Annotated in this window: 30 protein-coding genes and 4 tRNA genes; 19 read left to right on the top strand and 15 right to left on the bottom strand. The window is 57.8% G+C overall.

Going from position 1 to position 26,449, the window contains the following annotated elements:
• Nucleotides 1–64: 64 nt before the first annotated feature.
• From EX00_RS04840 to EX00_RS04820, 5 genes are all read left to right on the top strand, one after another.
• Nucleotides 65–532 carry a RidA family protein gene (locus EX00_RS04840; protein WP_047454689.1) on the top strand — a complete coding sequence of 156 codons (468 nt, stop codon included), beginning with the start codon at nucleotides 65–67 and terminating at the stop codon, nucleotides 530–532.
• Complete coding sequence (locus EX00_RS04835; RefSeq protein ID WP_047454687.1) at nucleotides 532–1,263, top strand: glycerophosphodiester phosphodiesterase; 732 nt, start codon at nucleotides 532–534, stop codon at nucleotides 1,261–1,263. The genes EX00_RS04840 and EX00_RS04835 overlap by 1 nt, the downstream gene beginning before the upstream one ends.
• Nucleotides 1,260–2,447: a GNAT family N-acetyltransferase gene (locus EX00_RS04830; protein WP_047454685.1), complete on the top strand. Its 1,188-nt coding sequence runs from the start codon at nucleotides 1,260–1,262 to the stop codon at nucleotides 2,445–2,447. The genes EX00_RS04835 and EX00_RS04830 overlap by 4 nt, the downstream gene beginning before the upstream one ends.
• Nucleotides 2,448–2,540: 93 nt before the next feature.
• Nucleotides 2,541–2,969: an HIT family protein gene (locus tag EX00_RS04825; RefSeq protein ID WP_047454683.1), complete on the top strand. Its 429-nt coding sequence runs from the start codon at nucleotides 2,541–2,543 to the stop codon at nucleotides 2,967–2,969.
• 13 nt (nucleotides 2,970–2,982) lie between these two features.
• Entirely contained in the window at nucleotides 2,983–3,273 is a 291-nt protein-coding gene (locus EX00_RS04820) for a Dabb family protein (RefSeq protein ID WP_047454681.1), read from the top strand.
• A 94-nt stretch (nucleotides 3,274–3,367) separates the two neighbouring features.
• Here EX00_RS04820 and clpA read toward each other — a convergent pair whose 3' ends face one another.
• From clpA to cysE, 5 genes are all read right to left on the bottom strand, one after another.
• Nucleotides 3,368–5,890: an ATP-dependent Clp protease ATP-binding subunit ClpA gene (gene clpA, locus EX00_RS04815; protein WP_047454679.1), complete on the bottom strand. Its 2,523-nt coding sequence runs from the start codon at nucleotides 5,888–5,890 to the stop codon at nucleotides 3,368–3,370.
• Between the two features lie 10 nt (nucleotides 5,891–5,900).
• On the bottom strand, nucleotides 5,901–6,254 hold the full coding sequence (clpS, locus tag EX00_RS04810) for an ATP-dependent Clp protease adapter ClpS (protein WP_047454677.1): 354 nt from the start codon (nucleotides 6,252–6,254) through the stop codon (nucleotides 5,901–5,903).
• A 289-nt stretch (nucleotides 6,255–6,543) separates the two neighbouring features.
• On the bottom strand, nucleotides 6,544–6,912 hold the full coding sequence (locus EX00_RS04805; protein ID WP_047454676.1) for a phasin family protein: 369 nt from the start codon (nucleotides 6,910–6,912) through the stop codon (nucleotides 6,544–6,546).
• A 382-nt stretch (nucleotides 6,913–7,294) separates the two neighbouring features.
• On the bottom strand, nucleotides 7,295–7,501 hold the full coding sequence (locus tag EX00_RS04800) for a DUF3126 family protein (RefSeq protein ID WP_047454674.1): 207 nt from the start codon (nucleotides 7,499–7,501) through the stop codon (nucleotides 7,295–7,297).
• Nucleotides 7,502–7,629: 128 nt separating this feature from the next.
• On the bottom strand, nucleotides 7,630–8,493 hold the full coding sequence (gene cysE, locus EX00_RS04795) for a serine O-acetyltransferase (RefSeq protein WP_047454672.1): 864 nt from the start codon (nucleotides 8,491–8,493) through the stop codon (nucleotides 7,630–7,632).
• Nucleotides 8,494–8,569: 76 nt separating this feature from the next.
• Here cysE and EX00_RS04790 point away from each other — a divergent pair, with 76 nt between their 5' ends.
• Complete coding sequence (locus tag EX00_RS04790; RefSeq protein ID WP_047454669.1) at nucleotides 8,570–9,370, top strand: enoyl-CoA hydratase-related protein; 801 nt, start codon at nucleotides 8,570–8,572, stop codon at nucleotides 9,368–9,370.
• Between the two features lie 6 nt (nucleotides 9,371–9,376).
• On the opposite strand, the gene EX00_RS04785 is transcribed toward EX00_RS04790, so the two are convergent.
• Nucleotides 9,377–10,162: an alpha/beta fold hydrolase gene (locus tag EX00_RS04785; RefSeq protein ID WP_047454667.1), complete on the bottom strand. Its 786-nt coding sequence runs from the start codon at nucleotides 10,160–10,162 to the stop codon at nucleotides 9,377–9,379.
• Nucleotides 10,163–10,364: 202 nt separating this feature from the next.
• On the opposite strand from EX00_RS04785, the gene EX00_RS04780 reads away from it, so the two are divergent.
• A complete protein-coding gene (locus tag EX00_RS04780) occupies nucleotides 10,365–10,610 on the top strand; it encodes a zinc-finger domain-containing protein (protein ID WP_047454665.1) in 246 nt (81 codons plus the stop codon).
• 30 nt (nucleotides 10,611–10,640) lie between these two features.
• Nucleotides 10,641–11,804: an FAD-dependent monooxygenase gene (locus EX00_RS04775; RefSeq protein ID WP_047454663.1), complete on the top strand. Its 1,164-nt coding sequence runs from the start codon at nucleotides 10,641–10,643 to the stop codon at nucleotides 11,802–11,804.
• Here the strand turns inward: EX00_RS04775 and EX00_RS04770 are convergent, their stop codons facing one another.
• Nucleotides 11,805–12,995: a cystathionine beta-lyase gene (locus EX00_RS04770; protein ID WP_047454662.1), complete on the bottom strand. Its 1,191-nt coding sequence runs from the start codon at nucleotides 12,993–12,995 to the stop codon at nucleotides 11,805–11,807.
• Nucleotides 12,996–13,366: 371 nt separating this feature from the next.
• Between EX00_RS04770 and EX00_RS04765 the strand changes: the two genes are divergently transcribed.
• The 5 genes from EX00_RS04765 to EX00_RS04745 all read left to right on the top strand — a co-directional run bounded on the left by EX00_RS04765 (nucleotide 13,367) and on the right by EX00_RS04745 (nucleotide 18,018).
• A complete protein-coding gene (locus EX00_RS04765) occupies nucleotides 13,367–14,392 on the top strand; it encodes an amino acid ABC transporter substrate-binding protein (RefSeq protein WP_047454660.1) in 1,026 nt (341 codons plus the stop codon).
• A 96-nt stretch (nucleotides 14,393–14,488) separates the two neighbouring features.
• Nucleotides 14,489–15,679 carry an amino acid ABC transporter permease gene (locus EX00_RS04760; protein WP_047454658.1) on the top strand — a complete coding sequence of 397 codons (1,191 nt, stop codon included), beginning with the start codon at nucleotides 14,489–14,491 and terminating at the stop codon, nucleotides 15,677–15,679.
• 1 nt (nucleotide 15,680) lies between these two features.
• Nucleotides 15,681–16,835, top strand: coding sequence for an amino acid ABC transporter permease (locus EX00_RS04755; protein WP_047454657.1), 1,155 nt, complete (start codon nucleotides 15,681–15,683; stop codon nucleotides 16,833–16,835).
• An 18-nt stretch (nucleotides 16,836–16,853) separates the two neighbouring features.
• Nucleotides 16,854–17,627: an amino acid ABC transporter ATP-binding protein gene (locus tag EX00_RS04750; RefSeq protein WP_007693375.1), complete on the top strand. Its 774-nt coding sequence runs from the start codon at nucleotides 16,854–16,856 to the stop codon at nucleotides 17,625–17,627.
• A gap of 151 nt (nucleotides 17,628–17,778) precedes the next feature.
• Nucleotides 17,779–18,018, top strand: coding sequence for a hypothetical protein (locus tag EX00_RS04745; RefSeq protein WP_007693372.1), 240 nt, complete (start codon nucleotides 17,779–17,781; stop codon nucleotides 18,016–18,018).
• Nucleotides 18,019–18,049: 31 nt separating this feature from the next.
• On the opposite strand, the gene EX00_RS04740 is transcribed toward EX00_RS04745, so the two are convergent.
• Nucleotides 18,050–18,517 carry an Lrp/AsnC family transcriptional regulator gene (locus EX00_RS04740; protein ID WP_202903693.1) on the bottom strand — a complete coding sequence of 156 codons (468 nt, stop codon included), beginning with the start codon at nucleotides 18,515–18,517 and terminating at the stop codon, nucleotides 18,050–18,052.
• 104 nt (nucleotides 18,518–18,621) lie between these two features.
• Between EX00_RS04740 and EX00_RS04735 the strand changes: the two genes are divergently transcribed.
• Nucleotides 18,622–19,230: a LysE family translocator gene (locus tag EX00_RS04735; protein ID WP_047454649.1), complete on the top strand. Its 609-nt coding sequence runs from the start codon at nucleotides 18,622–18,624 to the stop codon at nucleotides 19,228–19,230.
• Between the two features lie 87 nt (nucleotides 19,231–19,317).
• Nucleotides 19,318–19,479, top strand: coding sequence for a hypothetical protein (locus EX00_RS31410; protein ID WP_155294021.1), 162 nt, complete (start codon nucleotides 19,318–19,320; stop codon nucleotides 19,477–19,479).
• Between the two features lie 39 nt (nucleotides 19,480–19,518).
• Here EX00_RS31410 and EX00_RS04730 read toward each other — a convergent pair.
• The 5 genes from EX00_RS04730 to EX00_RS04710 all read right to left on the bottom strand — a co-directional run bounded on the left by EX00_RS04730 (nucleotide 19,519) and on the right by EX00_RS04710 (nucleotide 21,466).
• Nucleotides 19,519–19,595, bottom strand: a tRNA-Arg gene (locus EX00_RS04730).
• A 94-nt stretch (nucleotides 19,596–19,689) separates the two neighbouring features.
• Nucleotides 19,690–19,995: an ETC complex I subunit gene (locus EX00_RS04725; RefSeq protein ID WP_047454648.1), complete on the bottom strand. Its 306-nt coding sequence runs from the start codon at nucleotides 19,993–19,995 to the stop codon at nucleotides 19,690–19,692.
• Nucleotides 19,996–20,171: 176 nt separating this feature from the next.
• Nucleotides 20,172–20,248: transfer RNA gene (locus EX00_RS04720), tRNA-Pro, on the bottom strand.
• Between the two features lie 125 nt (nucleotides 20,249–20,373).
• Nucleotides 20,374–20,886 carry a DUF192 domain-containing protein gene (locus EX00_RS04715; protein WP_047457445.1) on the bottom strand — a complete coding sequence of 171 codons (513 nt, stop codon included), beginning with the start codon at nucleotides 20,884–20,886 and terminating at the stop codon, nucleotides 20,374–20,376.
• 1 nt (nucleotide 20,887) lies between these two features.
• A complete protein-coding gene (locus tag EX00_RS04710) occupies nucleotides 20,888–21,466 on the bottom strand; it encodes a cold-shock protein (protein ID WP_047454646.1) in 579 nt (192 codons plus the stop codon).
• Between the two features lie 195 nt (nucleotides 21,467–21,661).
• On the opposite strand from EX00_RS04710, the gene EX00_RS04705 reads away from it, so the two are divergent.
• The 4 genes from EX00_RS04705 (at nucleotide 21,662) to EX00_RS04690 (ending at nucleotide 23,507) form a co-directional block, all read left to right on the top strand.
• Nucleotides 21,662–22,102 carry a VOC family protein gene (locus EX00_RS04705; RefSeq protein WP_047454644.1) on the top strand — a complete coding sequence of 147 codons (441 nt, stop codon included), beginning with the start codon at nucleotides 21,662–21,664 and terminating at the stop codon, nucleotides 22,100–22,102.
• A 209-nt stretch (nucleotides 22,103–22,311) separates the two neighbouring features.
• Nucleotides 22,312–23,121 carry a hypothetical protein gene (locus EX00_RS04700; RefSeq protein ID WP_047454642.1) on the top strand — a complete coding sequence of 270 codons (810 nt, stop codon included), beginning with the start codon at nucleotides 22,312–22,314 and terminating at the stop codon, nucleotides 23,119–23,121.
• 156 nt (nucleotides 23,122–23,277) lie between these two features.
• A tRNA-Glu gene (locus tag EX00_RS04695) sits at nucleotides 23,278–23,352 on the top strand.
• Nucleotides 23,353–23,432: 80 nt separating this feature from the next.
• Nucleotides 23,433–23,507 (top strand) — tRNA-Glu (locus EX00_RS04690).
• Here EX00_RS04690 and EX00_RS32250 read toward each other — a convergent pair.
• Complete coding sequence (locus EX00_RS32250) at nucleotides 23,467–25,017, bottom strand: recombinase family protein (protein WP_080761232.1); 1,551 nt, start codon at nucleotides 25,015–25,017, stop codon at nucleotides 23,467–23,469. The two genes, EX00_RS04690 and EX00_RS32250, sit on opposite strands and share 41 nt — an antisense overlap.
• 285 nt (nucleotides 25,018–25,302) lie before the next feature.
• A complete protein-coding gene (locus EX00_RS32245; RefSeq protein ID WP_052210677.1) occupies nucleotides 25,303–25,737 on the bottom strand; it encodes a recombinase family protein in 435 nt (144 codons plus the stop codon).
• Nucleotides 25,738–26,449: the final 712 nt, after the last annotated feature.

Genomic DNA, 26,449 nt, shown 5'->3' with positions numbered 1-26,449 from the left:
AATTATGGGAATTTAATCTTGATGCCGGATTTTTGACAGTTTTACAACAAAACGGGAGATGAAAATGTCCAACGCTATCGAGGACCGTCTGAAGGAGCTTGGCATTGTTCTGCCGCAAGCCGCGGCGCCGGCCGCGAATTATGTGCCTTATGTCATCAGCGGCAATCTTCTTTATCTCTCGGGACAGCTGCCGATGGAAAACGGCAAAGTCGGCGTCACCGGCCATCTCGGTAAGGATGTCGACGTTGCCGGCGGCCAACGCGCCGCCGAGCTTTGTGCCATCAATATCCTCGCTCAGGCGAAAGCCGCCCTGGATGGCGACCTCAGTCGCATCAAGCGCCTGATCAAGCTGAACGGCTTCGTCGCCTCGGTGCCGGAGTTCGTGGAACAACATCTTGTGATCAACGGCGCCTCCAATCTTCTGGCAAATGTACTCGGCGAAGCCGGCAAGCATGCGCGCGCCGCCGTCGGCATGGCGGCGCTACCCATGAACGCCGCCGTCGAGATCGATGCCATCCTGGAAATCGCATAATGAGCAAGCTTGCCTGGCTGACCGAACGTCCCGTCGCCCATCGCGGTTACCACGACATGAATAAGGAAGTCTGGGAGAACACGCTCTCGGCTTTCGGTCGTGCTATCGAGGCGGGTTTCGCGATCGAGTGCGATCTGCATTATGCCTCGGACGGCGTCCCGGTCGTCTTTCACGATGACGACCTGCAGCGCGTCTGCAATCTTCCCGTCGAAGTGCGCGACCGCACCTCAGGCGAACTCGGCCTGCTGTCGATCGGCGGCACCAAGGACAAGATCCCGACGCTGAAGCAGCTCCTGCGGCTCTGCGACGGCAAGGTGCCGCTGGTGCTCGAGCTCAAGGGCCGTGAAGGCGATGATGAAGGCTTTGCGGAAACCGTGCTCGAGGTGCTGGAAGGCTACAAGGGCCATGTGGCGCTGATGAGCTTCGACCATTGGCTGCTCAAGGACCTGAAGGTTCTTGACGCCCCCTACCCGGTCGGCCTGACGGCGGACGGAAATAAGCCCGAGACGTTTTTTAAGCATGACGAAGCCATGCAGCTTGGGCTAGACTTCATCTCGTATTTCTATGGCCATCTGCCGAACCCATTCATCACGGCGCAGCGCCAGCGCGGGATCCCGGTCATCACCTGGACCGTGCGCGACGAAGCAGCCCGCAAGCATACATTTGCCAACGCAGACCAGATGACCTTCGAAGGTTTTGATCCAAGGGAAAGCCCTGCCCTCATTTCATGACAGACGAATTATCCATTCGCGTAGAACGGTCCTTCAAGAATATCGCTCCGGAGAGCTGGTCCAGGCTCGCCGGGGCATCGAGAACGGGTACGCTGCTGCCGTACAACCCGTTCGTCTCGCATGCCTTCCTGTCATCGCTGGAGGAGTCCGGTTCCGCCACCGACAGGACGGGCTGGCTTGGCAACCATCTGCTGCTTGAAACAGATAGCGGCGAGCTGATCGGCGCCGTCACCGGCTATCTCAAGAATCATAGCCAGGGCGAATATGTCTTCGATCATGGCTGGGCCGACGCCTTCGAGAGGGCCGGTGGCCGCTATTATCCGAAGCTGCAATGCTCAATCCCCTTCACGCCAGCCACCGGTCCGCGACTGCTGGTGGCCGAAGGTCAGGATCGCAAAGTGATCCAGCCGGCGCTGGCCGAAAGCCTGAAGGAAGTGACCCGGCAGATCGGCGTCTCCTCCGCCCACATCACCTTCCTGCCGGAAGACGAGGTTTCGGTCTTCGAAACCGATGGTTATCTGCACCGTAAAGACCAACAATTCCACTTCATCAATGACGGCTACGCCAATCACGACGCCTTTCTGGATACGCTGGCGTCGCGCAAGCGCAAGGCGCTGAAAAAGGAGCGCCGCGCCGCGCTTGAGGGTGGCATCAGCATCGACTGGTTGACTGGCAGCGATCTCACCGAAGGCATCTGGGACCAGTTCTTCACCTTCTATATGGATACGGGCAGCCGCAAATGGGGCCGGCCCTACCTCACCCGTAAATTCTATTCGCTGATCGGCGAACGCATGGCCGACGACATTCTGCTGGTCATGGCGAAGCGCGAGGGCCGCTATGTCGCCGGCGCCATCAATTTTATCGGCGGCGATGCACTCTACGGCCGGCATTGGGGCTGCATCGAGGATCATCCCTTCCTGCATTTCGAAGTCTGCTATCATCAGGCGATCGATTTCGCACTGGCCAAGGGGCTGAAGCGGGTCGAGGCCGGCGCGCAGGGGGAACACAAGCTCGCGCGCGGCTATCTGCCTGTTATCACGCATTCGGCGCATTATATCGGCCATCAGGGCCTGCGCCGCGCCGTTGCCGACTATCTCGAGCAAGAGCGCGAGCAGGTAGAAGAGATGAGCGAAATCCTGACGGAACACAGCCCTTTCCGCAAAGGCGAGCGGCAGGATAATTAGAGCAATTCCAGGAAAAGTTGCCGCGGTTTCTGTCCGGAATTGCGTAAAAACAAAGAGCTAGCCAACCATAATCGGAAGACGAGGAGACCCTTCATGACCAGCCCGGCCTATGACACCAGCAACATCTTCGCAAGGATCCTGAAGGGCGAAATCCCCTCTGTCCGCGTCTACGAGGACGAGCACACGGTCGCCCTCATGGATGTCATGCCGCAGTCGCCCGGCCACACGCTGGTGCTACCGAAATCCCCTTCGCGCAACATGCTCGACGCCGATCCGGCCGCCCTGCCGCACCTGATCACGGCCGTCCAGAAGATTGCCGTCGCGGTACAGGAGGCTTTCGATGCGGACGGCGTCTATATCGCGCAGTTCAACGAGCCGGCTGCAGGCCAGACGGTGTTCCATCTGCACTTCCACGTCATTCCGCGCCATGAGGGCATCGCGCTGAAGCCACATTCGGGCAAGATGGAAGATGGTGCGGTTCTGGCGGAGAATGCCAAAAAGATCATCGAGGCTCTGGGCTGAACTGGAGAAGCACGTGATTCGCCATACCGTCGCCTTTCGCCTGAAACATGAGGCCGGCTCACCTGAGGAGACTAGCTTCCTCAAAGACGCCCTTGTTCTTGAAGCGATACCGAGCGTCCGGAACTTCGAGCAGCTTCGGCAGACCAGCCCGAAGAATAATTTTACCCTTGGCTTCTCCATGGAATTCGAAGACCAAGCGGGCTATGACGCCTATAACGTCCATCCCGACCATGTCGCTTTCGTGCGTGCTCGCTGGATACCTGAAGTCGAGTCCTTCCTCGAAATCGACTATACGAATCTTTAGCGCTTCATTAGCTTATCAATATAAACATATGAAAACGGCTGCATTGTCACCAATGCAGCCGTTCTGTTTTCTCAAGCAGTCGATTAATTACGGCCTACTTGCGCGGCACTTTTGGCACCGTGCCGCCCTTGCGCGGCGACTTGCCGTCCTGCACATCGCTGGAGGACGCCGTCTTCGGCGAGCGGCGGGCGTCCGAAGCGGTGCCGGCCTTGCCAACGCGGCTGCGGGTCTTGACGGTATCGCCGTCATCTTCTTCCACGTCGACCACCGCATCGACCACCTCGGCTTCCGGCTTTGGCCGGATCCGCGCGGTCTCGGAGACGGATTCGAGCACGATACCTGTCGTGCCGTCTTCCTTCTTGCCGACGGTGACGGTGACGACGCCACCCTTCTTCAGCTTGCCGAAGAGGATTTCGTTCGCCAGCGGCTTCTTGATGTTTTCCTGGATGACGCGCGCCAGCGGACGAGCGCCCATCTTTTCGTCGTAGCCCTTTTCGGACAGCCATGCGATTGCATCTTCGTGCAGGTCGAAGGTGACGTTCCGTTCGGAAAGCTGCGCCTCGAGCTGCATGATGAACTTCTGCACGACCTTGTGGATGACAACGGTCGGCAGCGGCGCAAACGGAATGGTCGCATCCAGACGGTTGCGGAATTCCGGGGTGAAGAGCCTGTTGAGAGCCTCTTCATCCTCGCCCGTACGCTTGGCCGAGCCGAAGCCGATAGCGGCCTTGGCCATTTCCGACGCGCCCGCATTGGTCGTCATGATCAGGATGACGTTGCGGAAGTCGATCTTCTTGCCGTTATGGTCGGTCAGCGAGCCATGATCCATGACCTGCAGCAGGATATTGAAGATATCCGGATGCGCCTTCTCGATTTCGTCGAGCAGGACCACGCTGTGCGGATGCTGGTCGACGCCGTCGGTCAGCAGGCCGCCCTGGTCGAAGCCGACATAGCCGGGAGGTGCGCCGAGCAGACGGGAAACCGTGTGACGCTCCATATATTCCGACATGTCAAAGCGCAGCAGTTCGACGCCGAGCGACGAAGCAAGCTGCTTGGCGACTTCCGTCTTGCCGACGCCAGTGGGGCCGGAGAAGATGTAGCAGCCGATCGGCTTGTTCGGTTCGCGCAGGCCCGCACGAGCAAGCTTGATCGCCGTCGACAGAGCTTCGATTGCCGTATCCTGACCGTAGACGACGGAGCGCAGTTCCTGTTCGAGATTGGCAAGAACCATCTCGTCGTCCTTGGACACGGTCTTCGCCGGAATACGCGCCATCGTCGCGATCGTGATCTCGATCTCTTTTTCGGTGATCAGCTTGCGACGCTTCGACGGCGGCAACAGCATTTGCGCGGCACCGGTTTCATCGATGACGTCGATCGCCTTGTCCGGCAGCTTGCGGTCCGAGATGTAGCGGGCCGACAGCTCGACCGCCGACTTGATGGCGTCGTTCGTGTAACGCAGGTGATGATACTCTTCGAAATAGGGCTTCAGGCCCTTCATGATTTCGATGGCATCCTCGATGCTCGGCTCGTTGACGTCGATCTTCTGGAAGCGGCGGACGAGCGCCCGGTCCTTCTCGAAGAACTGACGATATTCCTTGTAGGTGGTCGAACCGATGCAGCGGATCGCACCCGAAGACAGGGCCGGCTTTAAGAGGTTCGACGCATCCATCGCGCCGCCGGAGGTAGCACCGGCACCGATGACCGTATGGATCTCATCGATGAACAGCACCGCGCCGGGATATTCTTCCAGCTCCTTGACGACCTGCTTCAGGCGCTCTTCGAAATCGCCGCGATAACGCGTGCCGGCAAGCAGCGTGCCCATGTCGAGCGAAAAGATCGTGGCATCGGCCAGAGCTTCCGGAACCTTGCCCTCGACGATGCGCTTGGCAAGACCTTCGGCGATCGCCGTCTTGCCGACGCCTGGATCGCCGACATAGAGCGGATTGTTCTTCGAACGGCGGCACAGCACCTGGATGGTGCGGCTGACCTCCGAATGACGGCCGATCAGCGGGTCGATCTTGCCGTTCTTGGCCTTCTCGTTGAGATTGACGCAATAGGCCTTCAGCGCGTCCTGCTGTTTCTTGTTGCTGCCCTCCTCCTGCTCGCCGCGGGAGGTCGGCTTGCTCTCGGATTCGCTATCTTCGGCGCCGCGCGGCGTGCGGGTCTGGGAGGCCCCCGGACGCTTGCCGATGCCGTGGGAAATGTAATTGACCGCGTCATAGCGGGTCATTTCCTGTTCCTGCAGGAAAAAGGCCGCATGGCTTTCCCGTTCCGCGAAGATCGCGACGAGAACGTTGGCGCCCGTCACTTCCTCGCGGCCCGAGGATTGGACATGGATGACAGCGCGCTGGATGACGCGCTGAAAGCCGGATGTCGGCTTCGAGTCCTCGTCATAACCAGTAATCAGGTTTGAAAGTTCATTATCGACGTATTCAGTCAGCGTCTTACGGAGCGCGTCGAGATCAACATTGCACGCGCCCATGACAGCTGCGGCATCGGCATCGTCAACCAAGGCCAATAGCAGATGTTCCAGCGTGGCATATTCGTGATGCCGCTCATTCGCGTAGGTCAGTGCCTGATGCAGCGCCTTCTCAAGACTAGGCGAAAATGTTGGCACGTTCAGATCCTCACTTCTTTTCCATAACACATTGCAGCGGATGCTGGTGTTCCCGGGCAAAATCCATGACCTGGCTCACCTTCGTTTCAGCTACTTCATATGTGAATATCCCGCATTCGCCGACGCCGTGATTGTGGACATGAAGCATAATGCGGGTGGCACTTTCGAGATCCTTTTGGAAGAAACGCTCCAGGATGTGGATCACAAATTCCATGGGCGTGTAGTCGTCGTTTAAAAGCAGCACGCGGTAGAGATTGGGTTTCTTGGTTTTCGCCTTGGTGCGCGTGATCACCGAGGTTCCGCGATTGCCGTTATCCCCGTTCCTTTCGCTGTCTTTTTGCATCCAGATCGGCTCAGCGATCATTTCATTCATTCCTCAAATCATCCGGCAGAAGCTATCGCATTCCGACTTGGTAAACTGGACTGGCTAACTGACTCGGTCGGGCCGGATATCCGAACCTCTAACGTAGTTCATATTGGCGCGATTTTAAGCCCCCTGCCGGACACTGCAATCACTATTCGTTGCCAAAACGGGCAATGATCAAAAAAGTCACAGCCATAACCCAACAGAAACGGATAATCGAAAACGTAAAAGACCGGCCGCGCGTCGCGCAACCGGTCTTTCCTGAAACTACCAGCGATAAGCGAAACGCTTATGCGGAAGGCGCAACCGAAGAGGCAGCCTTGCCTGCGGCCTTCGTGGCAGCGGCAATCGGCGCTTCGAACGGCTTGTAGGCGGTCTTGGCGAGATCGGCGTACATTTCGCCGAGCTTGGTCGCCTCGGCGACGAAGTTTTCGTAGGAGGACTTCACGAAGCTGCTCTGCAATTCGAAAGCGGCTTCAAAGTTCTTGACGCCGGCGAGCGTCTCAAAATGCGAAACGCCGTCCTGGAACGACTTCTTGGAATATTCGGCGGCTTCACTAGCAATCGCCTGAAAGCCCTTGTTGACGTCGGAATAGTTCTTCAGCGCCGTGTCGATCGCTTCCTTGCCCTTTTTATTGGCTTCATCGAAATTGAACATGTTTTCTCCGTCCCTTTGCTGATTAGCCGATGCTCGGTCTAGCGAGGGAAAACTTAAATGCGACGCACAAATAGTCAAGTAGTCTTGTGCGCCGCAATATCCATTTAAGGTTGCGTTTCCGATGGTGTCGGTGCGATGGCTGGAAAAGCGGCGGAGCATCCTTCTGATTTTTATAAAATATATCAAGCAAGCTGCAACTGCAGGCTTTGAGAGAAAAATTCGTTCCTGCCGCAAAAATCTGGATTCTAGCCAAAACCGGGCCAAATCCGGCTCGCAATGACGAGCATTTGGATTATTTTCGAGCGATTACTCATAAAAAGAGCCGCATTTCGATGAAAATGCGACTCTCTGCGAGATCAGACACTATCGGAAATCGAAGTCTCTATTGGAGATCCATGTCCAGGATTGCCATGGAGAAGTTGTAGGAACGGTCGCCGTCTTCGTCGTCGACATAGACAACGCCCAGGAACTCTTCACCGAGATAGACTTCCGCGGAATCATCCTTGCGCGGGCGGGCCTTGACCACCATCTGCGGGTTGAGCGTGCGTTTGAAATAGGCGTCGAGCTTCTTGATTTCGTCAGGCTTCACAATTTATCTCCGCGAGGAATCTCAGGTTGGCCGCTTCTTGCATAGGAAAAGCGGCAGTGTAAAGACCGGAAGCGCGCCTTCCATCCTGGCCGGCAGCGCAAAATTCCGAACATCAGACAGGACCTTCCTTAGATTCCGGCGCCCATGATCTGGTCGACGATAATCTTCTCGGCAAGAAGCTGATCCATGGAACGGGAAGGCTCCGAACAGCCGGCCTCCCCAACCACTTTGGCCGGCACGCCGGCCACCGTCGTCTTCGGGGGCACTTCCTTCAACACCACCGAGCCGGCGGCGATGCGTGAGCAATGACCGATCTGGATATTGCCAAGAATTTTCGCGCCCGCGCCGATCAGCACGCCGTGCGCAATCTTCGGGTGGCGATCACTGCCCTCCTTGCCGGTACCACCAAGGGTGACGCCATGCAGGATCGAGACATTATCACCGATGACGGCGGTTTCGCCGACGACCAGGCCAGTCGCATGGTCGAGGAAAATGCCCTTGCCGATGCGGGCGCCCGGATTGATGTCGGTCTGGAAAACGCTCGAGGAGCGGCTCTGCAGATAAAGCGCGAAATCGCGGCGCCCGCGATTGAGCAGCCAATGCGCAAGACGATGGGTCTGGAGCGCATGGAAACCCTTGAAATAGAGAACCGGCTCCATGAAGCGCAGGCAGGCGGGATCGCGATCATAGACCGCCTGGATATCGACACGCAGGATCGAGCCCCACTCCGGCCAGTCGGACAGCATTTCCTCGAAGGTCTGGCGCAGCAGAATGCCCTGCATGTCCGGATGGTCGAGACGCTCGCAGATCCGATAGATGACGCATTCTTCCAGCGACCGGTGATTGATGATCGTTGAATAGAGGAAGGCGGCCAGAAGCGGATCCCGATCGGCAGCTGCGCGGGCTTCCTCGCGCATGCTGTTCCAGATGGGATCGACGATCTTGACCGAACTCAAGCCTTCGACCGGGCGAATGTCCGTTGCTGCGACCATTGGCGGTCTCCTGATTTCCTATTGGCACGACATTATATAGAGTAAAAGTCCGACAACATAAATGGGTTAGGCACGCATGAGTTTCGAGCATGATTTTGCCGGTGGTCTCCTGCGTGCGAGCTGCAGCGATACGGTCGGGACCCTCACCATCGACAATCCCGACCGCAAGAATGCCGTCACCGCGGCGATGTGGCGCGCCATACCCCAGGCCATCCGCGCTCTGACCGATGAGGCCCATGCGCATGTCGTCGTCGTTCGTGGCGCAGCAGGCGACTTTTCCGCCGGCGCGGACATCGGCGAATTCGACAGCCTGCGCAAGAATGCGGAAACCGCTATCGCCTACGAGGCGCTGAACAGCGACGCCTTTACCGCCATCCGCCACTGCCGCGTGCCGACGATCGCGGCGATCCGCGGTATCTGTTACGGCGGTGGCTTCGGTATCGCGGCCGCCTGCGACCTGCGCATCGCCGAGGACGGCGCGCGCTTCTCCGTGCCCGCCGTTCGCCTCGGCATCGCCTACCCCGCCGACGCGGTGCAGGATATCGTCAACGCGCTCGGGCCGCAGATGGCCAAGGTCGCGCTGTTCACCGGCGCGCCAATGCCGGCCGACAAGATGGTTGCCGCTGGCTTCCTGCTGGAAGAGATCGCAGCCGATGCCTTCGACGGCGAGATCTCGGCCCTTGCCCATGCGATCGCCGCCAACGCTCCGATCGCGCTGCATGCCTCCAAGCTCGCGGTGCGCGCCGTCGTCGAACAGGATAGCGACCTTCTACGGGAAGCAGAGGTTATCGGCGCCGAGACTTTCGATAGCGCCGACTATGCCGAAGGCCGTGCCGCCTTCGCCGCGCGGCGAAAACCGCATTTCACCGGGAAGTGACTTGATCTATCGATTGGCCAGCCGTTCGTAAAACTCGAGCACGGCTTTCTTGAACAGCTTGTCGCCGACGGCAAGCATATGATCGCGGTTTGGAATATCCAGGACTTCGGCATGCGGCATCAGCGCGGCAAGTTCCCGCGCCGAACCGGCGATGTCATCATTGGTACCGACGGCGATCAGCGTCGGTTGTTCGACCTTCGCGACGTCTTCCCGGGCCGCCAGATCACGCGAGCCCTTGATGCAGGCAGCCAGCGCCTGCCGGTCACTCCTGGTCTGGTCGGCGAAGGCGCGGAACATGCGGCCGCGCTGATGCGTAACGTCGTCCAGCGACGGCGCCAGCAGCGCATCGGCGATCGGATCCCAATCGCCGACACCATCGACCATGCCGATGCCGAGACCACCGAGCACCAGCGAACGAACGCGATCGGGATGCGCCATCGCCAGGAACGTCGAGACGCGCGCGCCCATCGAATAGCCCATGACATGAGCCTCGGAAATGCCGAGATGATCGAGCAGGGCGACGGCATCCTCGGCCATGATCCAGGGATGATAGGCATCGGCATCATATGATTTATCGCTTGCGCCGTGGCCGCGATTGTCGATGGCAATGACACGGTAGCCCGCATCGCCCAGCGTCTTGAGCCATCCCGGATTGACCCAGTTGGCAATCGCGGTCGAGGCAAATCCGTGAATCAGCAGCACCGGCTGGCCGTTCGGATCGCCCTCGTCGAAATAGGCGAGCTTGAGGCCGTCATGGGTGAAGTGAGAAAAGGCGGGGACATTCAAATTCATGGCAAGGTCTTTGCAAACATGGTCTCTTTGGCCCAAGACCTTATTTTATCGGCGATATCAGGTGAACCCCGTACCCCGAGAAAATCTGTGCGCCGAGCCGGACTTTCGCACTACACAATCGCCAAGAAGGATTATAAAGAAGGGCAACCAAGTCTGGCGCAACATTCATGCCATCCAGGGCAAGACGTATTCGGAGATCATCATGGCCGGCCACAATATTCCCCATTTCCAGAACGACGGCGGTCACCGCGTTATCGAGATCGGCGTAAAGGAATTCATGTGCACCGGTGCCTCGGTCCCCTACGACCATCCGCATATCTTCATCGATCTGGGTGACGAAAGCGAGAAGGTCTGCTCCTACTGCTCGACGCTCTATCGCTACAATCCGTCGCTGAAGGCAGACCAGACCAATCCGGCTGGTTGCGTTTTCCACTTCAAGGCCGCTTGATTCCCCGAAGACCGGATCGGACCTAGCTGAATGCCGATCAAGAGCGCCGCGATCATCGGTGCCGGGATAGCCGGCCTCACGGCGGCACTGGCGCTGGCGAGGCATGGCATTCGCTCGGAGATTTTCGAACAGGCCGAAGCGCTGACCGAGGTCGGCGCCGGCCTGCAGATTTCCCCCAATGCCTCCCGCATTCTCGACGCGCTTGGCGTGCTCGATACCCTCTTACCTGTCTGGCTGGAGCCGAAGGAAGTACGGCTGGTCTCTAGCTCGTCCCTACGACTGATCGCAACCGTTCCCTGCGGCAGCTTCGCGAAAGCACGCTGGGGCTCGCCCTATGGTGCTGTGCATCGCGCCACACTGCAAAAGGCGCTTCTTGATGCCGTGATTGCCAGTCCGCTCTGCACGTTGCATCTCGGCCGGAAAATCGACGCAGCAAACAAAGAAGCGCTCGATGCGGTTATCGGTGATAAAGCAGACCTGATCATCGGCGCCGATGGCGTCTGGTCGAAGGCGCGTGCGCTCGTGCCTGGCGGCCCATCACCGCTTTTCTCCGGCAATATCGCCTGGCGTTTCACTATCCCCGAGGCGCTGGCTCCCTCCATCCTCGACAGAACAAGCGTTACGGCGTTTCTCGGCGCCTCGGCGCACCTTGTTTGCTATCCGATCCGGGAAAAGGCAGCCTTCAATGTCGTCGCAAACACTGCTGGAAGCAGCGCCAGCCATGACTGGAATGCCACCGGCACCAAGGCACAGCGCGATCACCTCCTGCGCCGCTTTTCGGGATGGAACAGCGCAATCACAAGGATGCTGGAACAGCAGGAGCAGGCAAGCTTCTGGCCGCTCTACGAAGCAAGCGTCGGGCGCTGGCACAATAGCAAGGATGTCGTCCTGATTGGCGATGCGGCGCATGCGATGATGCCGTTTGCGGCCCAGGGTGCGGCCATGGCGATCGAAGATGCCTTCGAACTCGCCGGCATGGTCGCTTCACGCCCTCTTGGTGAAGCACTCGATCTTTTTGAAAGACACCGCGCGCCACGCATCTCGCGCCTGCGCCAGCGTGCCGCCTTCAACCAATTTGCCTATCATGCTCGCGGCCCCGTGCGGCTGGCGCGCGACCTGGTTCTATCCATGCGTCCGCCGCAAAGCCTCGCGGCGGACATGGACTGGATCTATGGCTATCGCGCCATCGGCTGATCAGGCCTCTTTCGCGGCGGCAAAACCCTTCTCGATATCGTTCTTGATATCGGCGACATCTTCGAGCCCGATCTGAAGACGCAGCACCGGCCCTTCCGTCGGCGCCTTGGTGACGCGTCGGTCCTTGAGATTGACGTGCAATGCAAGGCTTTCAAAACCGCCCCAGGAATAGCCGAGACCGAAAATCCGGAGCGCATCGAGAAAGGCATGCGCCTTGGCCTTGAATTTCTCCGGATTGTCGACGGCGAGCACAAAGGAGAAGATGCCGCTCGATCCCTTGAAGTCGCGCTTCCAGATCGCGTGGCTCGGGAAGCTCGGCAAGGCTGGATGCAAGACGCGCGCGACCTCCTCCCGGCCCTCGAGCCATTGCGCTATGGCAAGCGCACTTTCCTGATGCCGCTCCAGCCGCACGCCCATGGTGCGCAAACCTCTCAGCACCTGATAGGCATCGTCCGGCGCACCGCAGATGCCGAGCTGGCCGTGGGCATCCAGCAATTGCTGCCAATGCGCCGCATTGGCAGAGACGGTTCCCATCAGAATGTCGGAGTGGCCAGCCGGATATTTCGTTGCGGCGTGGATCGAGATATCGACGCCGTGATCGAGCGGCTTGAAATAGAGCGGCGTCGCCCAGGTATTGTCCATGGTGACGACACAGCCGTGCCTGTGAGCCGCAGCCGAAATCGCGGAAATATCCTGCATTTCGAAGGTGTTGGATCCCGGCGCCTCTGTATGCACCAATTTTGTATTCGACCTGATCAGTTGCTCGATGCCGGCGCCGATCAGAGGATCGTAATACTCGATCTCGACGCCGAGACGCTTCAGCATGGTGTCGCAGAAGAAACGCGTGGGCCCGTAGACCGAATCAACGATCAACGCATGATCGCCAGCAGACAAAAAGGCCAGAAACGGCACGGTAACCGCAGCAAGTCCTGACGGCACGAGGACCGTTCCAGCCGATCCCTCCAGCGCATCGATCGCCTCGCAAAGCGCATCCGTCGTCGGCGTGCCGCGCGTGCCGTAGGTATATTTCTGGTCGTGCGTCTCCATGGTCCGCGCATTAGGGAATAGCACCGTGGACGCATGGACGACCGGCGGATTGACGAAACCATGATAGTCTGAGGGTGAATAGCCGATATGGGCCAGACGTGTATTGATGCCGGCGTTTTGCAGCGGTGTGTCTTTGTCTTTCATGCCTGGATGTGCCTTTGGCGCTGTGGGATTTCGATTAGTGGCGGCCAAGGCCGGCGGGGTCAATCCCGAATGGTTCTCAAACGCCTATTATCACCACATGCGGAAATACCAAAACCGCAGAACAATCCTCTGTTTTCGTGCATTTTTTGACAAAACACTGCCTAAACGGAAGCCAATTGCCCATTTTAAAGCCGCGGCGACCGAAAATGCCGGAATATGCCTCAATAATTCGGGCAATGTCTTGACCCGAAATGCATTTACGACTGAGATAGGACCACTCGCACCGGGAGGGTGAGGAACACGGTTCTCCGGGAACCTGCTTCGGGAGCGATACAGTTTAACTATAAAACAAGAGACAAAGGTTGGGAAAGATGAAAAAGATTGCTCTGTCCGCATTCCTCGGAGCGGCGGCATTGGCATACAGCGTTTCTGGCGCGTCGGCATCGACGCTGAGCGATGTGAAGGCCAAGGGCTTTGTTCAATGCGGCGTGAATACGGGCCTTCTTGGCTTCGCGCAGCCAGACGCATCCGGGAACTGGGCCGGTTTCGACGTGGACTTCTGCAAGGCCGTCGCTTCGGCTGTATTCGGAGACGCGACCAAGGTAAAGTATACCCCGCTCAGCTCCAAGGACCGCTTCACCGCGCTGCAGTCCGGCGAAGTCGATCTGCTGTCGCGCAACACGACCTGGACCATCAACCGCGATACGGCGCTCGGCCTCAACTTCCGCCCGGTCACCTATTATGACGGCCAGGGCTTCATGGTTCGCAAGGAACTGAACGTCAAGTCGGCTCTGGAACTCTCCGGCGCCGCCGTCTGCGTCCAGTCCGGCACGACGACGGAGCTCAACCTCGCCGACTACTTCAAGGCTAATAACCTTCAGTACAATCCAGTGGTCTTCGACAAGCTCGAGGAAGTCAACGCCGCCTACGATTCCGGTCGCTGCGACGTCTACACCACCGACCAGTCCGGCCTCTATTCGCTGCGCCTGACGCTGAAAAACCCCGACGACAACGTCGTCCTGCCGGAGATCATCTCCAAGGAGCCGCTCGGACCGGCCGTGCGCCAGGGCGACGAGCAGTGGTTCGACATTGTCACCTGGACCGCTTACGCGATGGTCAACGCCGAAGAATTCGGCATCACGCAGAAGAACCTCGACGAGATGAAGTCTTCGCCGAACCCGGATATCAAGCGCTTCCTCGGTGCTGAGCAGGGTTCGACGATCGGCACCGACCTCGGCCTGACCAACGACTGGGCCTACAACGTCATCAAGGGCGTTGGCAACTACGGCGAAGTCTTCGATCGCAACATTGGCGCCGGAAGCCCGCTGAAGATCGCTCGCGGCCTGAACGCGCTGTGGAACAAGGGCGGCATCCAGTACGCACCGCCGGTCCGCTAAGCCGCGAACCGCTCGACTTTTGGAGAAAGGCGGCAAGCCGCCTTTCTCGCCTCAAGAAAACAAGCCTGAAACAGGCGCACTGGGGAAAAATTCTGCATGGCAATTACTGTAAATTCGCCTGAGAGCGAGCGATCATTCGTATCCGCGATATATAACCCCAAAGTCAGGGGTGTGTTTTATCAGGTTCTCACCCTTGTCATTCTCGTGGCCGTTGGCTGGTTCCTCATCGAGAATACGATCGATAATCTGCGTGCATTGAACCGCTCCTTCGGCTTCGACTTCCTCGAAGGCCGCTCCGGCTTCAACTTGGGACAGGCGCTGATTCCCTATTCCAGCGACTCCACCAATACCGATGCGCTCATCGTCGGCCTGCTCAATACACTTCTTATTTCAGCGGTTGGCATCGTCGGCGCAACGATTGTCGGCTTCATCATCGGCATTGGCAGGCTTTCGAAGAATTGGCTGATCGCGAAGCTTTCCCAGACCTATGTCGAAATCTTCCGTAACATCCCGCCGTTGCTCGTTATCTTCTTCTGGTATAGCGGCGTTCTGGTGCTGCTGCCACAAGCGCGAGACGCCGTGCATCTGCCATTCTCCACCTATCTCAGCAATCGCGGCCTCGCCTTCCCCAGCCCGATTTTCGGCGCGGGCATGTGGGCCGTCGGTCTTGCTTTCGTCGTCGCCATCGTGACGGTATTTTTCTTGGCGCGCTGGGCGCATAAGCGCCAGGTGGCAACCGGCCAGCAATTCCATACGATCTGGGTATCGATCGGCGTGCTGATCGGCCTGCCGCTATTGATCTTCCTTGCGGCGGGCTTGCCGCTCTCCTTCGATTATCCAGTTGCCGGCAAATTCAACCTGACGGGCGGGTCTGTCGTGGGACCGGAGTTCATTGCACTTCTCCTGGCATTATCTCTTTACACCGCGACCTATATTGCAGAAATCGTACGCGCCGGTATTCGCGGTGTAGCAAAAGGCCAGTCGGAAGCAGCAGGTGCGCTCGGCCTTCGCGCGTCAGCCATCACCAGGCTCGTGGTCATTCCGCAGGCAATGCGCATCATCATTCCGCCATTGACGAGCCAATATCTTAACCTGATCAAGAACTCTTCGCTCGCCATCGCCATCGGCTATGCGGACCTCGTCGCCGTCGGCGGCGTGATCCTCAATCAGTCCGGCCGCGCGGTCGAAGTCGTCATCATATGGATGATCATCTATCTCGCCTTGAGCATCGCAACGTCGCTGTTCATGAACTGGTTCAATGCCAAGATGGCTCTGGTGGAGAGATAAGATGTCCAACACAAGCCAAAGCTTTGTCAGCAAGACTATTCTTCCGCCGCAGCCGGCTCCGGCAGGCGAAAAAGGCGCCACTCACTGGATCAGGAAAAATCTGCTGGCGACGCCAAAGGATACGGTCCTGACCATCCTCGCCATCGCCTTTCTTGCCTGGGCCATTCCGCATATCATCAGCTGGCTGTTCGTCCAGGCTGCCTGGACCGGTGCGGATCGTAGCTTTTGCGCGACGACTGTGCAGGGCGGAACGCAGCCGGACGGTTGGAGCGGCGCTTGCTGGGCTTTCGTCCGCTCGAAATTCGTCATCTTCATGTTCGGCCTCTATCCGCCGGACGAACGCTGGCGGCCTGTGCTCGTTGCGATTCTGACGATTATCGCCTTCGTGCCACTCATGATGCCATCGCTTCCCAGGAAGGGATTGAACGCGATTCTGGCATTCTTCGTGCTGCCGATCGTTTCATTCTTTCTGCTCCATGGCGGCTTCGGCCTCGAGGCCGTGGAAACGGAGAGATGGGGCGGACTGTTGGTGACGTTGGTGATCTCCTTCGTCGGGATCGCGGTGTCGTTTCCATTCGGCATCGTGCTTGCACTCGGACGCCGCTCGAAAATGCCTGTCGTCCGCATGCTGTGCGTGATCTTTATCGAGGTCATCCGTGGCGTGCCATTGATCACGGTGCTGTTCATGGCCAGCTACATGCTGCCATTGTTCATGCCACAGGGCTGGACGGTGGATAAGCTGCTGCGCGCCATAGTCGGCGTCGCGATCTTCACCTCGGCCTATATGGCCGAAGTCATTCGCGGCGGCCTGCAGGCCGTGCCGAAAGGCCAGTTTGAAGGCGCCGACTCGCTGGGCCTCGGCTACTGGCAGAAAATGCGGCTGATCGTTCTGCCGCAGGCCATCAAGCTGGTCCTCCCAGGCGTCGTCAACACCTACATCGGCATGTTCAAGGACACGTCATTGGTAGCGATCATTGGCATGTTCGATCTGCTCGGCATCGTCCGCCAGAACTTCTCCGACGCCAACTGGGCGAGCCCCGTGACCCCGATCACGGGCTTGGTTTTCGCCGGCTTCGTATTCTGGCTGTTCTGCTTCGGCATGTCGCGCTATTCAGGCTTTATGGAACGCCATCTCGACACTGGCCACAAACGATAAAAACTGAGGGAAAATAATATGGCTGACGCCCAACCGAAAAAACTGACCATTTCCGATACGGAAGTCGCGGTTGAAATGATCAACATGAACAAGTGGTACGGCGATTTCCACGTGCTGCGTGATATCAACCTCAAGGTCATGCGCGGCGAGCGCATCGTCATCGCCGGCCCGTCGGGCTCGGGCAAATCGACGATGATCCGCTGCATCAACCGGCTGGAAGAGCACCAGAAGGGCAATATCTTCGTCGACGGCACCGAGCTCACCAACGATCTGAAGAAGATCGACGAAGTGCGCCGCGAAGTCGGCATGGTGTTCCAGCACTTCAACCTCTTCCCGCATCTGACGATCCTGGAAAATTGCACGCTGGCGCCGATCTGGGTGCGCAAGATGCCGAAGAAGCAGGCGGAAGAAATTGCCATGCACTTCCTCACCCGCGTCAAGATCCCGGAACAGGCGAAGAAATATCCGGGCCAGCTTTCCGGTGGTCAGCAGCAGCGCGTGGCGATTGCCCGCTCGCTCTGCATGAACCCGAAGATCATGCTGTTCGATGAGCCGACCTCGGCACTCGACCCGGAAATGATCAAGGAAGTGCTCGACACCATGGTAGGTCTCGCCGAGGAAGGCATGACCATGCTCTGCGTCACCCATGAAATGGGCTTTGCCCGCCAGGTCGCCAACCGCGTGATCTTCATGGACCAGGGCCAGATCGTCGAACAGAACTCACCGAAGGAGTTCTTCGACAATCCGCAGCACGAGCGCACCAAACTGTTCCTGAGCCAGATCCTGCACTGATCCAGCGATTATCGGACAATCAAAACCCGCCGGCTGTGATGCAGCCGGCGGGTTTTCTATTTGATGCACCTTATCCGGCCATCGTCGCGATTAACCATCTTGACACCAGGAACGAACCAGAACATTGTGCGAACAAATAAGGATAGGCACAATGGCATCCGGCGAAAAATTTATCATCCTTCCCTACAAGAAGAACCGTGGAAACCTGGTTCCAGGCGAAATGCGTCAGGCATCGAGCGCCGCCGGCGCCGAGAAGATCGCCTCCTCCATGTCCGCCCGCTTCATCGGCGTCGCAGCCTATTCCGTCATGGTGGATGAAGAGACCGGCGACATGACCGCCCCTCGCCTGCTTGCCCGGCATGGCGAAATCGCGGATCTGAACGCCGCTTGATATTGCCCACTAGCCAAAGCGAATATGGCCGCTAGCGCAAAGGCAAGGCATAGGTCTGTTTGACGATCTGGCTCGGCACGTCCGTCTTGACGTTCTGGATGCCGTTGACCTTCGTCAGGTGGGTTGGCTGGAATTGTCGATAGTCATCGAGATCGGAAACGACGACCCGCAGCAGCGCATCGCTTTCGCCCAACATGATGTAGCACTCCATCACCTGCGGCAGCGTCTTCATCGCTGCCATGAAATGATCGATGGTTTCGGCATCCTGGGCCGTCAGCCAGACGCGGGCGAACATCGAGAGCGGCAGGCCCGCCTTGACCGGATCAACCACCGCCACGTAGCGATCGATGATGCCAGCCTCCTCAAGCAGCTTCACCCGTCGCAGACAGGGTGACGGCGACAAGCCCACTTCCTTTGCCAGTTCGATATTCTGAAGACGCCCGTCGCGTTGCAGCGCACGTAGGATACGCTTGTCGATATCATCCAGCCGCATTGGCATTCCCTACCAATAATCTGATCAATCGGAATTCCAATGCCAATTAATCAGCTAGAATTGGCGTCTTCGCAACCCGATTGCGCGCATTTACTCCTACGATGCCAATCATGGAGAACACAAACCTGCTTTTCTTCGCAGCGACAGTGCTGCCGCTCATCTGCACTCCCGGCCCGGATATGCTGTTCGTGGCATCGCAAACCTTGTCGGGCGGCACGGCGGCAGGATTGCGCGCAACGGCCGGTGTCTGCCTCGGCTACGTGGTACACTCCGCTCTTGTGGCACTCGGCGTCGCTGCCATCATCGCCGCCTCGCCGGTGCTCTTTGCCGCTCTTCGCTGGCTGGGTGTCCTCTATCTGCTTTATCTCGCAGCCCGGCTGATCGCCTCATCAATGACATCCGGCAAGGTCACGCTATCGATGGTGGCCAGCGCCAACCAGCTTCAACGAGGTTTCGCAACGGCAGTCCTCAACCCCAAAGGCATGATGATCTACTTCGCCATCCTGCCGCAATTCATGCAACACCAGGACAACATCGCGCTGCAGGCATCTATCCTTTCAGCAATCTTCATCGGACTATGCGCCGCCGTCTACACCATCCTCAGTTTCGCAATCGCCGCGTTCGGCGCACGCGGCCGCTTCAATGACCACCGCCGCCGATGGATCGAAGCAATAGCGGGCGGCCTTCTGCTTGCTGCCGCCGGCAAGCTGGCCGCCTGAAAAGGCATATAGCGTGCCGTCGCGAACGCGATATACTATCGTCGGCTGCGCAGGACGCAGTTTTCACGAGGCGTTGGGGAACGGGGCGTGAAGAAGAGCGACAGGATAGTCATGACACTCGCGCTTCTGGGCGCGGCGATCATCGTCATAAAAATGATCGGGGCGATGTCCGGATACGATCTGATCGAGATGGCGGTCAATGCAACTAGGCCAGCGGACGCTGGTGGCTGGCCGACGGCAACGCGCTGAGGCGTATTACCTATGCGTCGGGATGGACAAAGCTGGAAATGGCGACCCCTGCAGGATTCGAACCTGCGACCACCTGCTTAGAAGGCAGGTGCTCTATCCAGCTGAGCTAAGGGGCCTTGAAGCCAAGGCGCCGCAAGCTGGTCGCGGCGGGCACTACATGCCTGAAATCGCCGCCGAACTCAATGGGCGGCTTTGCAATGAACACCCGGCTCAATGAGTCCAGGGCTGGATGCGGCTGAAGCGGAAATTATCGGTATAGGAGACCACCTGGCGAGTAGCGTCCTTTGGAGCGATGACGCGGTATTCGATGCCTTCGCGCTGGGCATAGGCTTCAGCCTGCTCCTGCGTTTCGAAGGTCAGCTTGAGCTGCTGGCGGGTGTCGCCCGAGGAGGTATAGCCCATGATCGGATCGATCTTGCGCGGGGTCTCCTGGTCGAATTCCAGAACCCAGAGATGGGTCTTGGCCTTGCCGGACTGCATGGCGGTCTTTGCGGGACGGTAAATCTTGGCAGGCATCGCAGCAGCGCCTCCGAATAAGCGGGACAACCCGCTTTCTTGCTTCTCTTGTCTTCGCCCGACCCTTTCGGGCAGAGCGCATATAGGATTCTGCTTAGCCGCGAATCCCTTTGTTATCAAGCGAAAAGGCGGCTCAGCCTCGTCTCAATCCATCGATAGTTTTGGGGGATTTAAAATGGTCGGAGTGGAGAGATTCGAACTCCCGACCCTCTGGTCCCAAACCAGATGCGCTACCAGACTGCGCTACACTCCGTACCCTTGACGCTATCTTCAGAAGATCGCGCGCCCTGCTTGGCAGAACGAGTGGGGAGATACACGGTTCGCCTCAATGCTGCAACAGCTAAAATGGCGTTGAAGCAACGATCGCCGGGGATAAAGTTATTTGCCGAGCTTGGCGGCAATGGTGCCGTTCGTTACCTTGTCGTCGACGGCAAGGCCGAGTTTCTTCACAACGCCGCCGTTCAGCTCGATGACATAGGCGACCGGCCCGCCGGAGCTGATGATCGCTTCCGAATACGGCACGGCATTTTCCTGGATATGAGTGATGACGCCGTTCCTGTCCAGGAAGAGCATATCCAGCGACAGCTTGGTATTCTTCATCCACATCATCACGGGACGCGATGTGCCGAAATCGAACAGCATGCCGTGATCAGCCGGCATCGTGTCGCGATACATCAACCCGAATTCCAGCTGCGGCTCCGTCAGCGCCAATTCCACGGTGAACTTGTGCGTCTCGCCCTTGGCAGTCCTGATCGACAAGGGTTCGGATTCAAACTTGACTGTTTGCTCAGTCGCTGTCTGCGCGGCAAAGCTCGCTGGAACGGCACCGCAAACAAGAAAAAGCGCCAAAGCGGCGCTTTTTAAAAAAGCAAAAGGCGTTCCTCTGACCATGTCAGTGCGGCCGCGTTGCCGGGCTCGGCGCATCCGGATGGATTTCCGCCGCCATCAGCCCCTTTTCGCCCGGTCCGAAGCGAACGAGAACCACCTGCCCCGGCCGCAACTCGGCCAGACCGAAGCGGCGCAGCGTTTCCATATGCACGAAGATGTCCTCGGTGCCCTCGCCGCGCGTCAGGAAACCGAAACCCTTGGTGCGGTTGAACCACTTGACCAAGGCGCGCTCAAGGCCGCTCGTCGCGGTCACCTGGACATGCGTGCGCACCGGCGGCATCTGCGACGGGTGCACGGCTGTCGACTGGTCCATGGAGAGGATCTTGAAAGCCTGATAGCCGCGCTCGCGGCGCTGGATCAGCGCGACGATGCGCGTTCCCTCAAGAATGGTCTGATAACCATCACGACGCAGACACGTCACATGCAACAAAACGTCCTGCATGCCATTATCCGGAATGATGAAGCCAAAGCCCTTGGCGACGTCGAACCACTTTACGACGCCGGAGATCTCGATGAGCTCGACAGCTTCGCCCGACATCTCTCCGAAGTCTGCTATTCCCTTCGATGAAATTCTGTCACTCATCCTGGCCAGCCCTCGATTACGCGTCACACTGTTACGGTTAACTGATTCCTTGAAATCAAGTTTAACATCTTGGTAACGGAAGAGCGCAAGTCCTAGTTTTGTTTATTCCCACCCTTGATTATCAAGCAGAAGTCTTGCCTGAAGCTGGTGTCTCGTTTCATGATCGTTCCAGCACAACATTAGAGAGGAAATAGAATGCGTTATCTCCACACCATGGTCCGCGTGACGGATCTCGACGCATCGCTGCATTTTTATAGCACTCTATTCGGCCTCACCGAAACCCGCCGCTATGAAAACGAGAAAGGCCGATTCACGCTCGTCTTCCTGGCCGCCAGCGACGATGCCGAAGCGTCGCGGAGCAGCGGCGCACCCAGCCTCGAGCTGACATACAACTGGGATCCGGAAGAGTATACCGGAGGACGCAACTTCGGTCACCTCGCCTATGAGGTCGACGACATCTATGCGACCTGCCAGAAGCTCATGGACAACGGCATCACGATCAACCGGCCGCCCCGCGACGGTCACATGGCTTTCGTGCGCTCTCCAGACGGCATCTCCATCGAAATCCTGCAAAAGGGCGCCAACCTTGCTGCCGCCGAGCCCTGGGCTTCGATGCAAAACACAGGCGCCTGGTAAAAGGCAAGCTTTCGCGAGGCTTACGGCGCGCGCGGAACCATCGGTTTCGCGCTTGCCGGCCATGCCCGCTTTCCTGCATGCTTGGGCGACTCGAAGCATCATGCATCGGATTTCGCGGGGTCCCATCGTTCCCAGTCAGTGTCGCGCGATATCATCGTCCCTCGCAGGAGGCCGTTCCGGTGTACACTCTTTAAAGCGGGGAACGTCCTTTGTGCGATCGGCAGATTCTATCCGGCAATGAGACGCGCGCAAGCGCTATTGCAATCGCCCTCTCTCTTCTGATGCTCTCCGGCTGCGCGACAACAGGCGACGAGCCGAAGCAAGCAGCCGAGATCACGCCACCGTCCAGCGGCGGCGAGCAGCTTGCCGAATCGCTAAACAGCCAGGCCGAAGCGAAGCGGCTGAAAGGCGACGCCGCCTATCGCGATCCGCTGGTCCGCAGCGTGCATGGTGTCCAACGGCAGATCGTCAGCGAGCAGGCGAACACTCAATCCATCTTCCCGCCGGCGCCAGCCACCGCTCAAGGCGTCTTCACCAACGCGCCAGCCGGCATCGCCGGGCTGGTGACTCAGCCGACGGCGGTGAATGCCAGCAGGAGTAGCATCTACGCGGCACCCGCTCCGATCGCCGTCAATCCGGACGGAACGCTCGCCAAGACGCAGCCAGACGCCGGACAGCAGGGAATCACGCCGTTTATGCGCAGCGTCTATACCTTGCCGCCCGGTGCCGCACAGAACGTCGCGCCGCAGCAGGGCAATGATGGCGGCATGCCGGTCGGCCGGACCTCCGAAGCGGTGCTTCCCCCGCCCGTCATCCGCAACGCCGCCCCCACATCGACAAGCCCAATGAAGCCGACCGCGGACGCCACACCCTCGAAAATCATGCCGGCACACGGCTCCTCGGCCCACACGATCGACAGCAAGGAAGCGCTGATGCTGGCGCATATCGCCGCGTCGAAGGGCCAAAGCCCGGGCGCCAAGTCGCTGATCGCGCCGACACAGGGCGCATCGGGGCTTTGAGCCGCCCCCTCCGCAGATCTTCACAAGGCCCTGTTAAGGCAAGCTTATTCAAATTTCGCAGTCGCTTCACGCATCTGTCATTTTTTCAAAGAAAAAGCGAAATAGGCGCTTGCGGGAATGAAATCACCCCGCTATAAGCGCGCCACACAACAGCACGCGCCCTTCGTCTATCGGTTAGGACGACAGATTTTCATTCTGTAAAGAGGGGTTCGACTCCCCTAGGGCGTGCCACTGCTTCACCTCCCCGACAATCATTCGTCTTCCGCTTGCGGCTACCCTGCGCTATTCTTATATGATGGCCAGCGTAACAAGCGCCCTTCGTCTATCGGTTAGGACAACAGATTCTCATTCTGTAAAGAGGGGTTCGACTCCCCTAGAGCGTACCATCTCAACATTCTTAGCCGCGATATCTGCTAACACCTTGAATGGTAATGTGGTTTCGGCGGTTCGAAAGCCTGATTCCGGGGCATATTGAAGATGCTCGGTGAAAACCAGTTTTCGCACCGCTCGACGATCTTCATCATTCCCTGTTTCCCATAGTTTCCAAGGGCTTGCGAGAAAGCCCAAGGCGGTTCGTAAGGTTGCATCGAAATCCGGCTGTTTCTGTCCCGTATTTATGATTTTTTCGGAAAGCGCCGCCTTCTTCCTTTGAAGATCAACTAGGCGAGCCTCATAGGCTTGGATTAATTCGCGACTGGGTGAATTCGCGATACGATCAATGAGTAATTCGATAGACGTGCCGGTAGAGCTCATCTCCTGCTGAAGAAGAGCAATCCGCTCTCTGGAGCCGACTGACTGCTTTTCCCATTTTTCGCGAAATATGTCGGTTGCGACATCTACAACCTCCTCGGCGGGGGTCATCGCCTTCAGCAGCGCATAGAACCGGCCGTGCATTTCGTCACAACTAAATGACTTTCTATAACGAAAGCACTCTCTGTTCAGGCAGAAATAGTAAGGGTACTCCGCGTTTCGCCCGCGTGAATACGCTCCTCCTAGCAGACGCCCGCAATAGGCACACTGAACCGCCTGGCGGAGGGGGAAATGTTCATTCAGATTAGCGCGAGCTGGCGCGTTAGAGTTTTCATTCAGACGTCTCTGGATTCGCAGATACGTGTCGTATGTAATCAGGCCCACCTGATGCCCTTGCCGGATTCCAACCTTCCAAGGCAGATATTCGACCATTCCCGCATGAAGGACAGAGGTCAGCATCTCGGTAACTCGATCAAATTTGACTTTACCGTTTTTCAGTTTCGGAAATCCCGGACTGTCTTGCAGAAAGCGCTGCACTTCCGCCTGAGTTTGAAACCGACCGTTTGCAAATCCTTCAAGTGCTTCGGTCACTATCGATGCGATTGGTTCTCGGGGAACCAAGATCTTTTGCCCCGCGACTCTCGCAAATTGGAATGCAGGCGGCGACCCGAAGCACCAGTAGCCGTTTAACAACCGTCCTCGCATGCGGTTGTAAACCTGCTCACCGTTTTTCTGTCGTTGATGTTGACTGACGCTGGCAAGAAGGTTCTCAATGAGAATATCGTCTGAACTATCACCAAACTCGAAAGACGGGCATTCGAGCCGTGCTCCAGCAGTCGCAATAGCGGTGCGCAGTTTGTGGTGCACATCGATGTCACGCGCAAGTCGGCTAAGGTCGTCGATAATGACGATGCATGCAGAACCGCGGTTCTTCATCAAGAATGTCACCATCGCCGCGAAACCCGGCCGAACAGCCGTTCCACCTGATCTATCATCCTTGAATACTACAGTCAGTGCGGGGTATCCCCGGTTTCGCGCATATTCCCGGATGCGTGCTTCCTGTGATCCCAGGCCATCTCCTTCTTTGGTTTGCTTTTTCCCTGAGACGCGTGCGTATCCGATCGTTATGATGCTTTTGTCCGACATGGCATTGTTCTCCTCTTGCCTGACACTTTCGTTGCTCGGGTTTGCCTCTTGTGACCTCGCCGCCGTTGTCTGGATCGTTCCCGTCGGTTCCGACGATGCGGGACGGCAACCGCCGGGGGAGCATTCATTTGTTGTGAAGCAATCGCCTGATGGACAGCATCAACGCCGAATGCACGATCGACAAAGCTCTCCATGATCGCACTTAGAACTGCGATGAGATCTTTCTTGGCGCGGGGCGTCCCGCCTGTCCGCTCAAGAAGCGGATGGGCTGCCTCAGGAGGTAGGTCAGTGTTCCTCACCATATCCTCCCAGTTTCCAAGAAAGATGGGCAAGGAGTCCCTCTTGCAAGCAGTCCAGCCCGTCGAGCTCCGCCGACAGCTCAGTAAATTCAATCTTGATGCCTGCTCTAGTCAGGCGAGACACTATAGTCGCTGACAGCCCGAGATCTCGAGCGAGGCGCGATGGATTGGTGGCAAGAAGAAGGTCAAAAGTTGGCGGCGTACAAGTCGCCCCGCTCATGACCATTGTTAGACCGGGCCGCGAGAACCTATTTGCAGATTGCGCAGCGTCGCACGCCTCACTGATGACGACATAGGAACGCTTCTGCGCATACGCTCGTAAGCGCTGAAGTTGCTCATTTACATTTGCAGCAAGGGCAATCTGCTTTTCGCTGGTAGACCTCGCATACAGAAATGCACGAATTGGACCAATCGGACGCATACACTTCCTCCATACATACAGAACAAACAGGCACGAGCTCGCGCGTTGTCACGTTCGCTGCGACTGCTCATCAGCCAGCACAGTTTCGGGAGGCGGTAATTCGAGCTCGGTAGTAGGAAGTTGTTGGGTTATATTCACGATAATGTTGGGCGAAGCTCGGGGACCACTCTGCCTCTGGGTCAGAAGCGCATCGCGGCGGCGCGTTACCGGATTCGTATCCGATCGTCGCCTGTGGTCAAAACCTCTGCGGCGCGTGCCTGGGGGGCGTCGCGATCGTACTTGAACTGACTGAGACCCACGCATTGTCCACCCTTTCCAACTAGGTGCTCATTGGTTCCCCTGCATTCGTTCTAACTTCCCGGAACCGTAAGCGTGCAGAGGCCGTTTGTACTCTTCACATTTACCTCAGGTTGTTTTTTGTTGAACTCCTGATCTGGAAAACTGATGTCAACTTGGCATCACTTCAGTCATATTGCAACCAAATTCATACTATGTGCAGGCGATAACAGATTGTAATTGTTGACAAAATATCGAATATTCGATGCGTCTCGGATTAAAGTAGAGTCTCGGACGACGACGGTCCGTCAAGACTCATTGATTGCAACCAAAAAGATCGCGATTCCCAAAAAAGTGGTCCATTCAGGAAACGCCACAGGACTAAAACGCGAACCTCAGGGATTCGTCGTTCTTCACAACTGGGCTTGCAGCAGGG

Origin of the sequence: Martinezella rhizogenes (assembly GCF_000799715.1) — a bacterium.
Lineage (GTDB): Bacteria > Pseudomonadota > Alphaproteobacteria > Rhizobiales > Rhizobiaceae > Rhizobium > Rhizobium rhizogenes_C.
The sequence above is the reverse complement of the archived record's forward strand: the minus strand, read 5'-3'. Positions and strand labels throughout refer to the sequence as shown.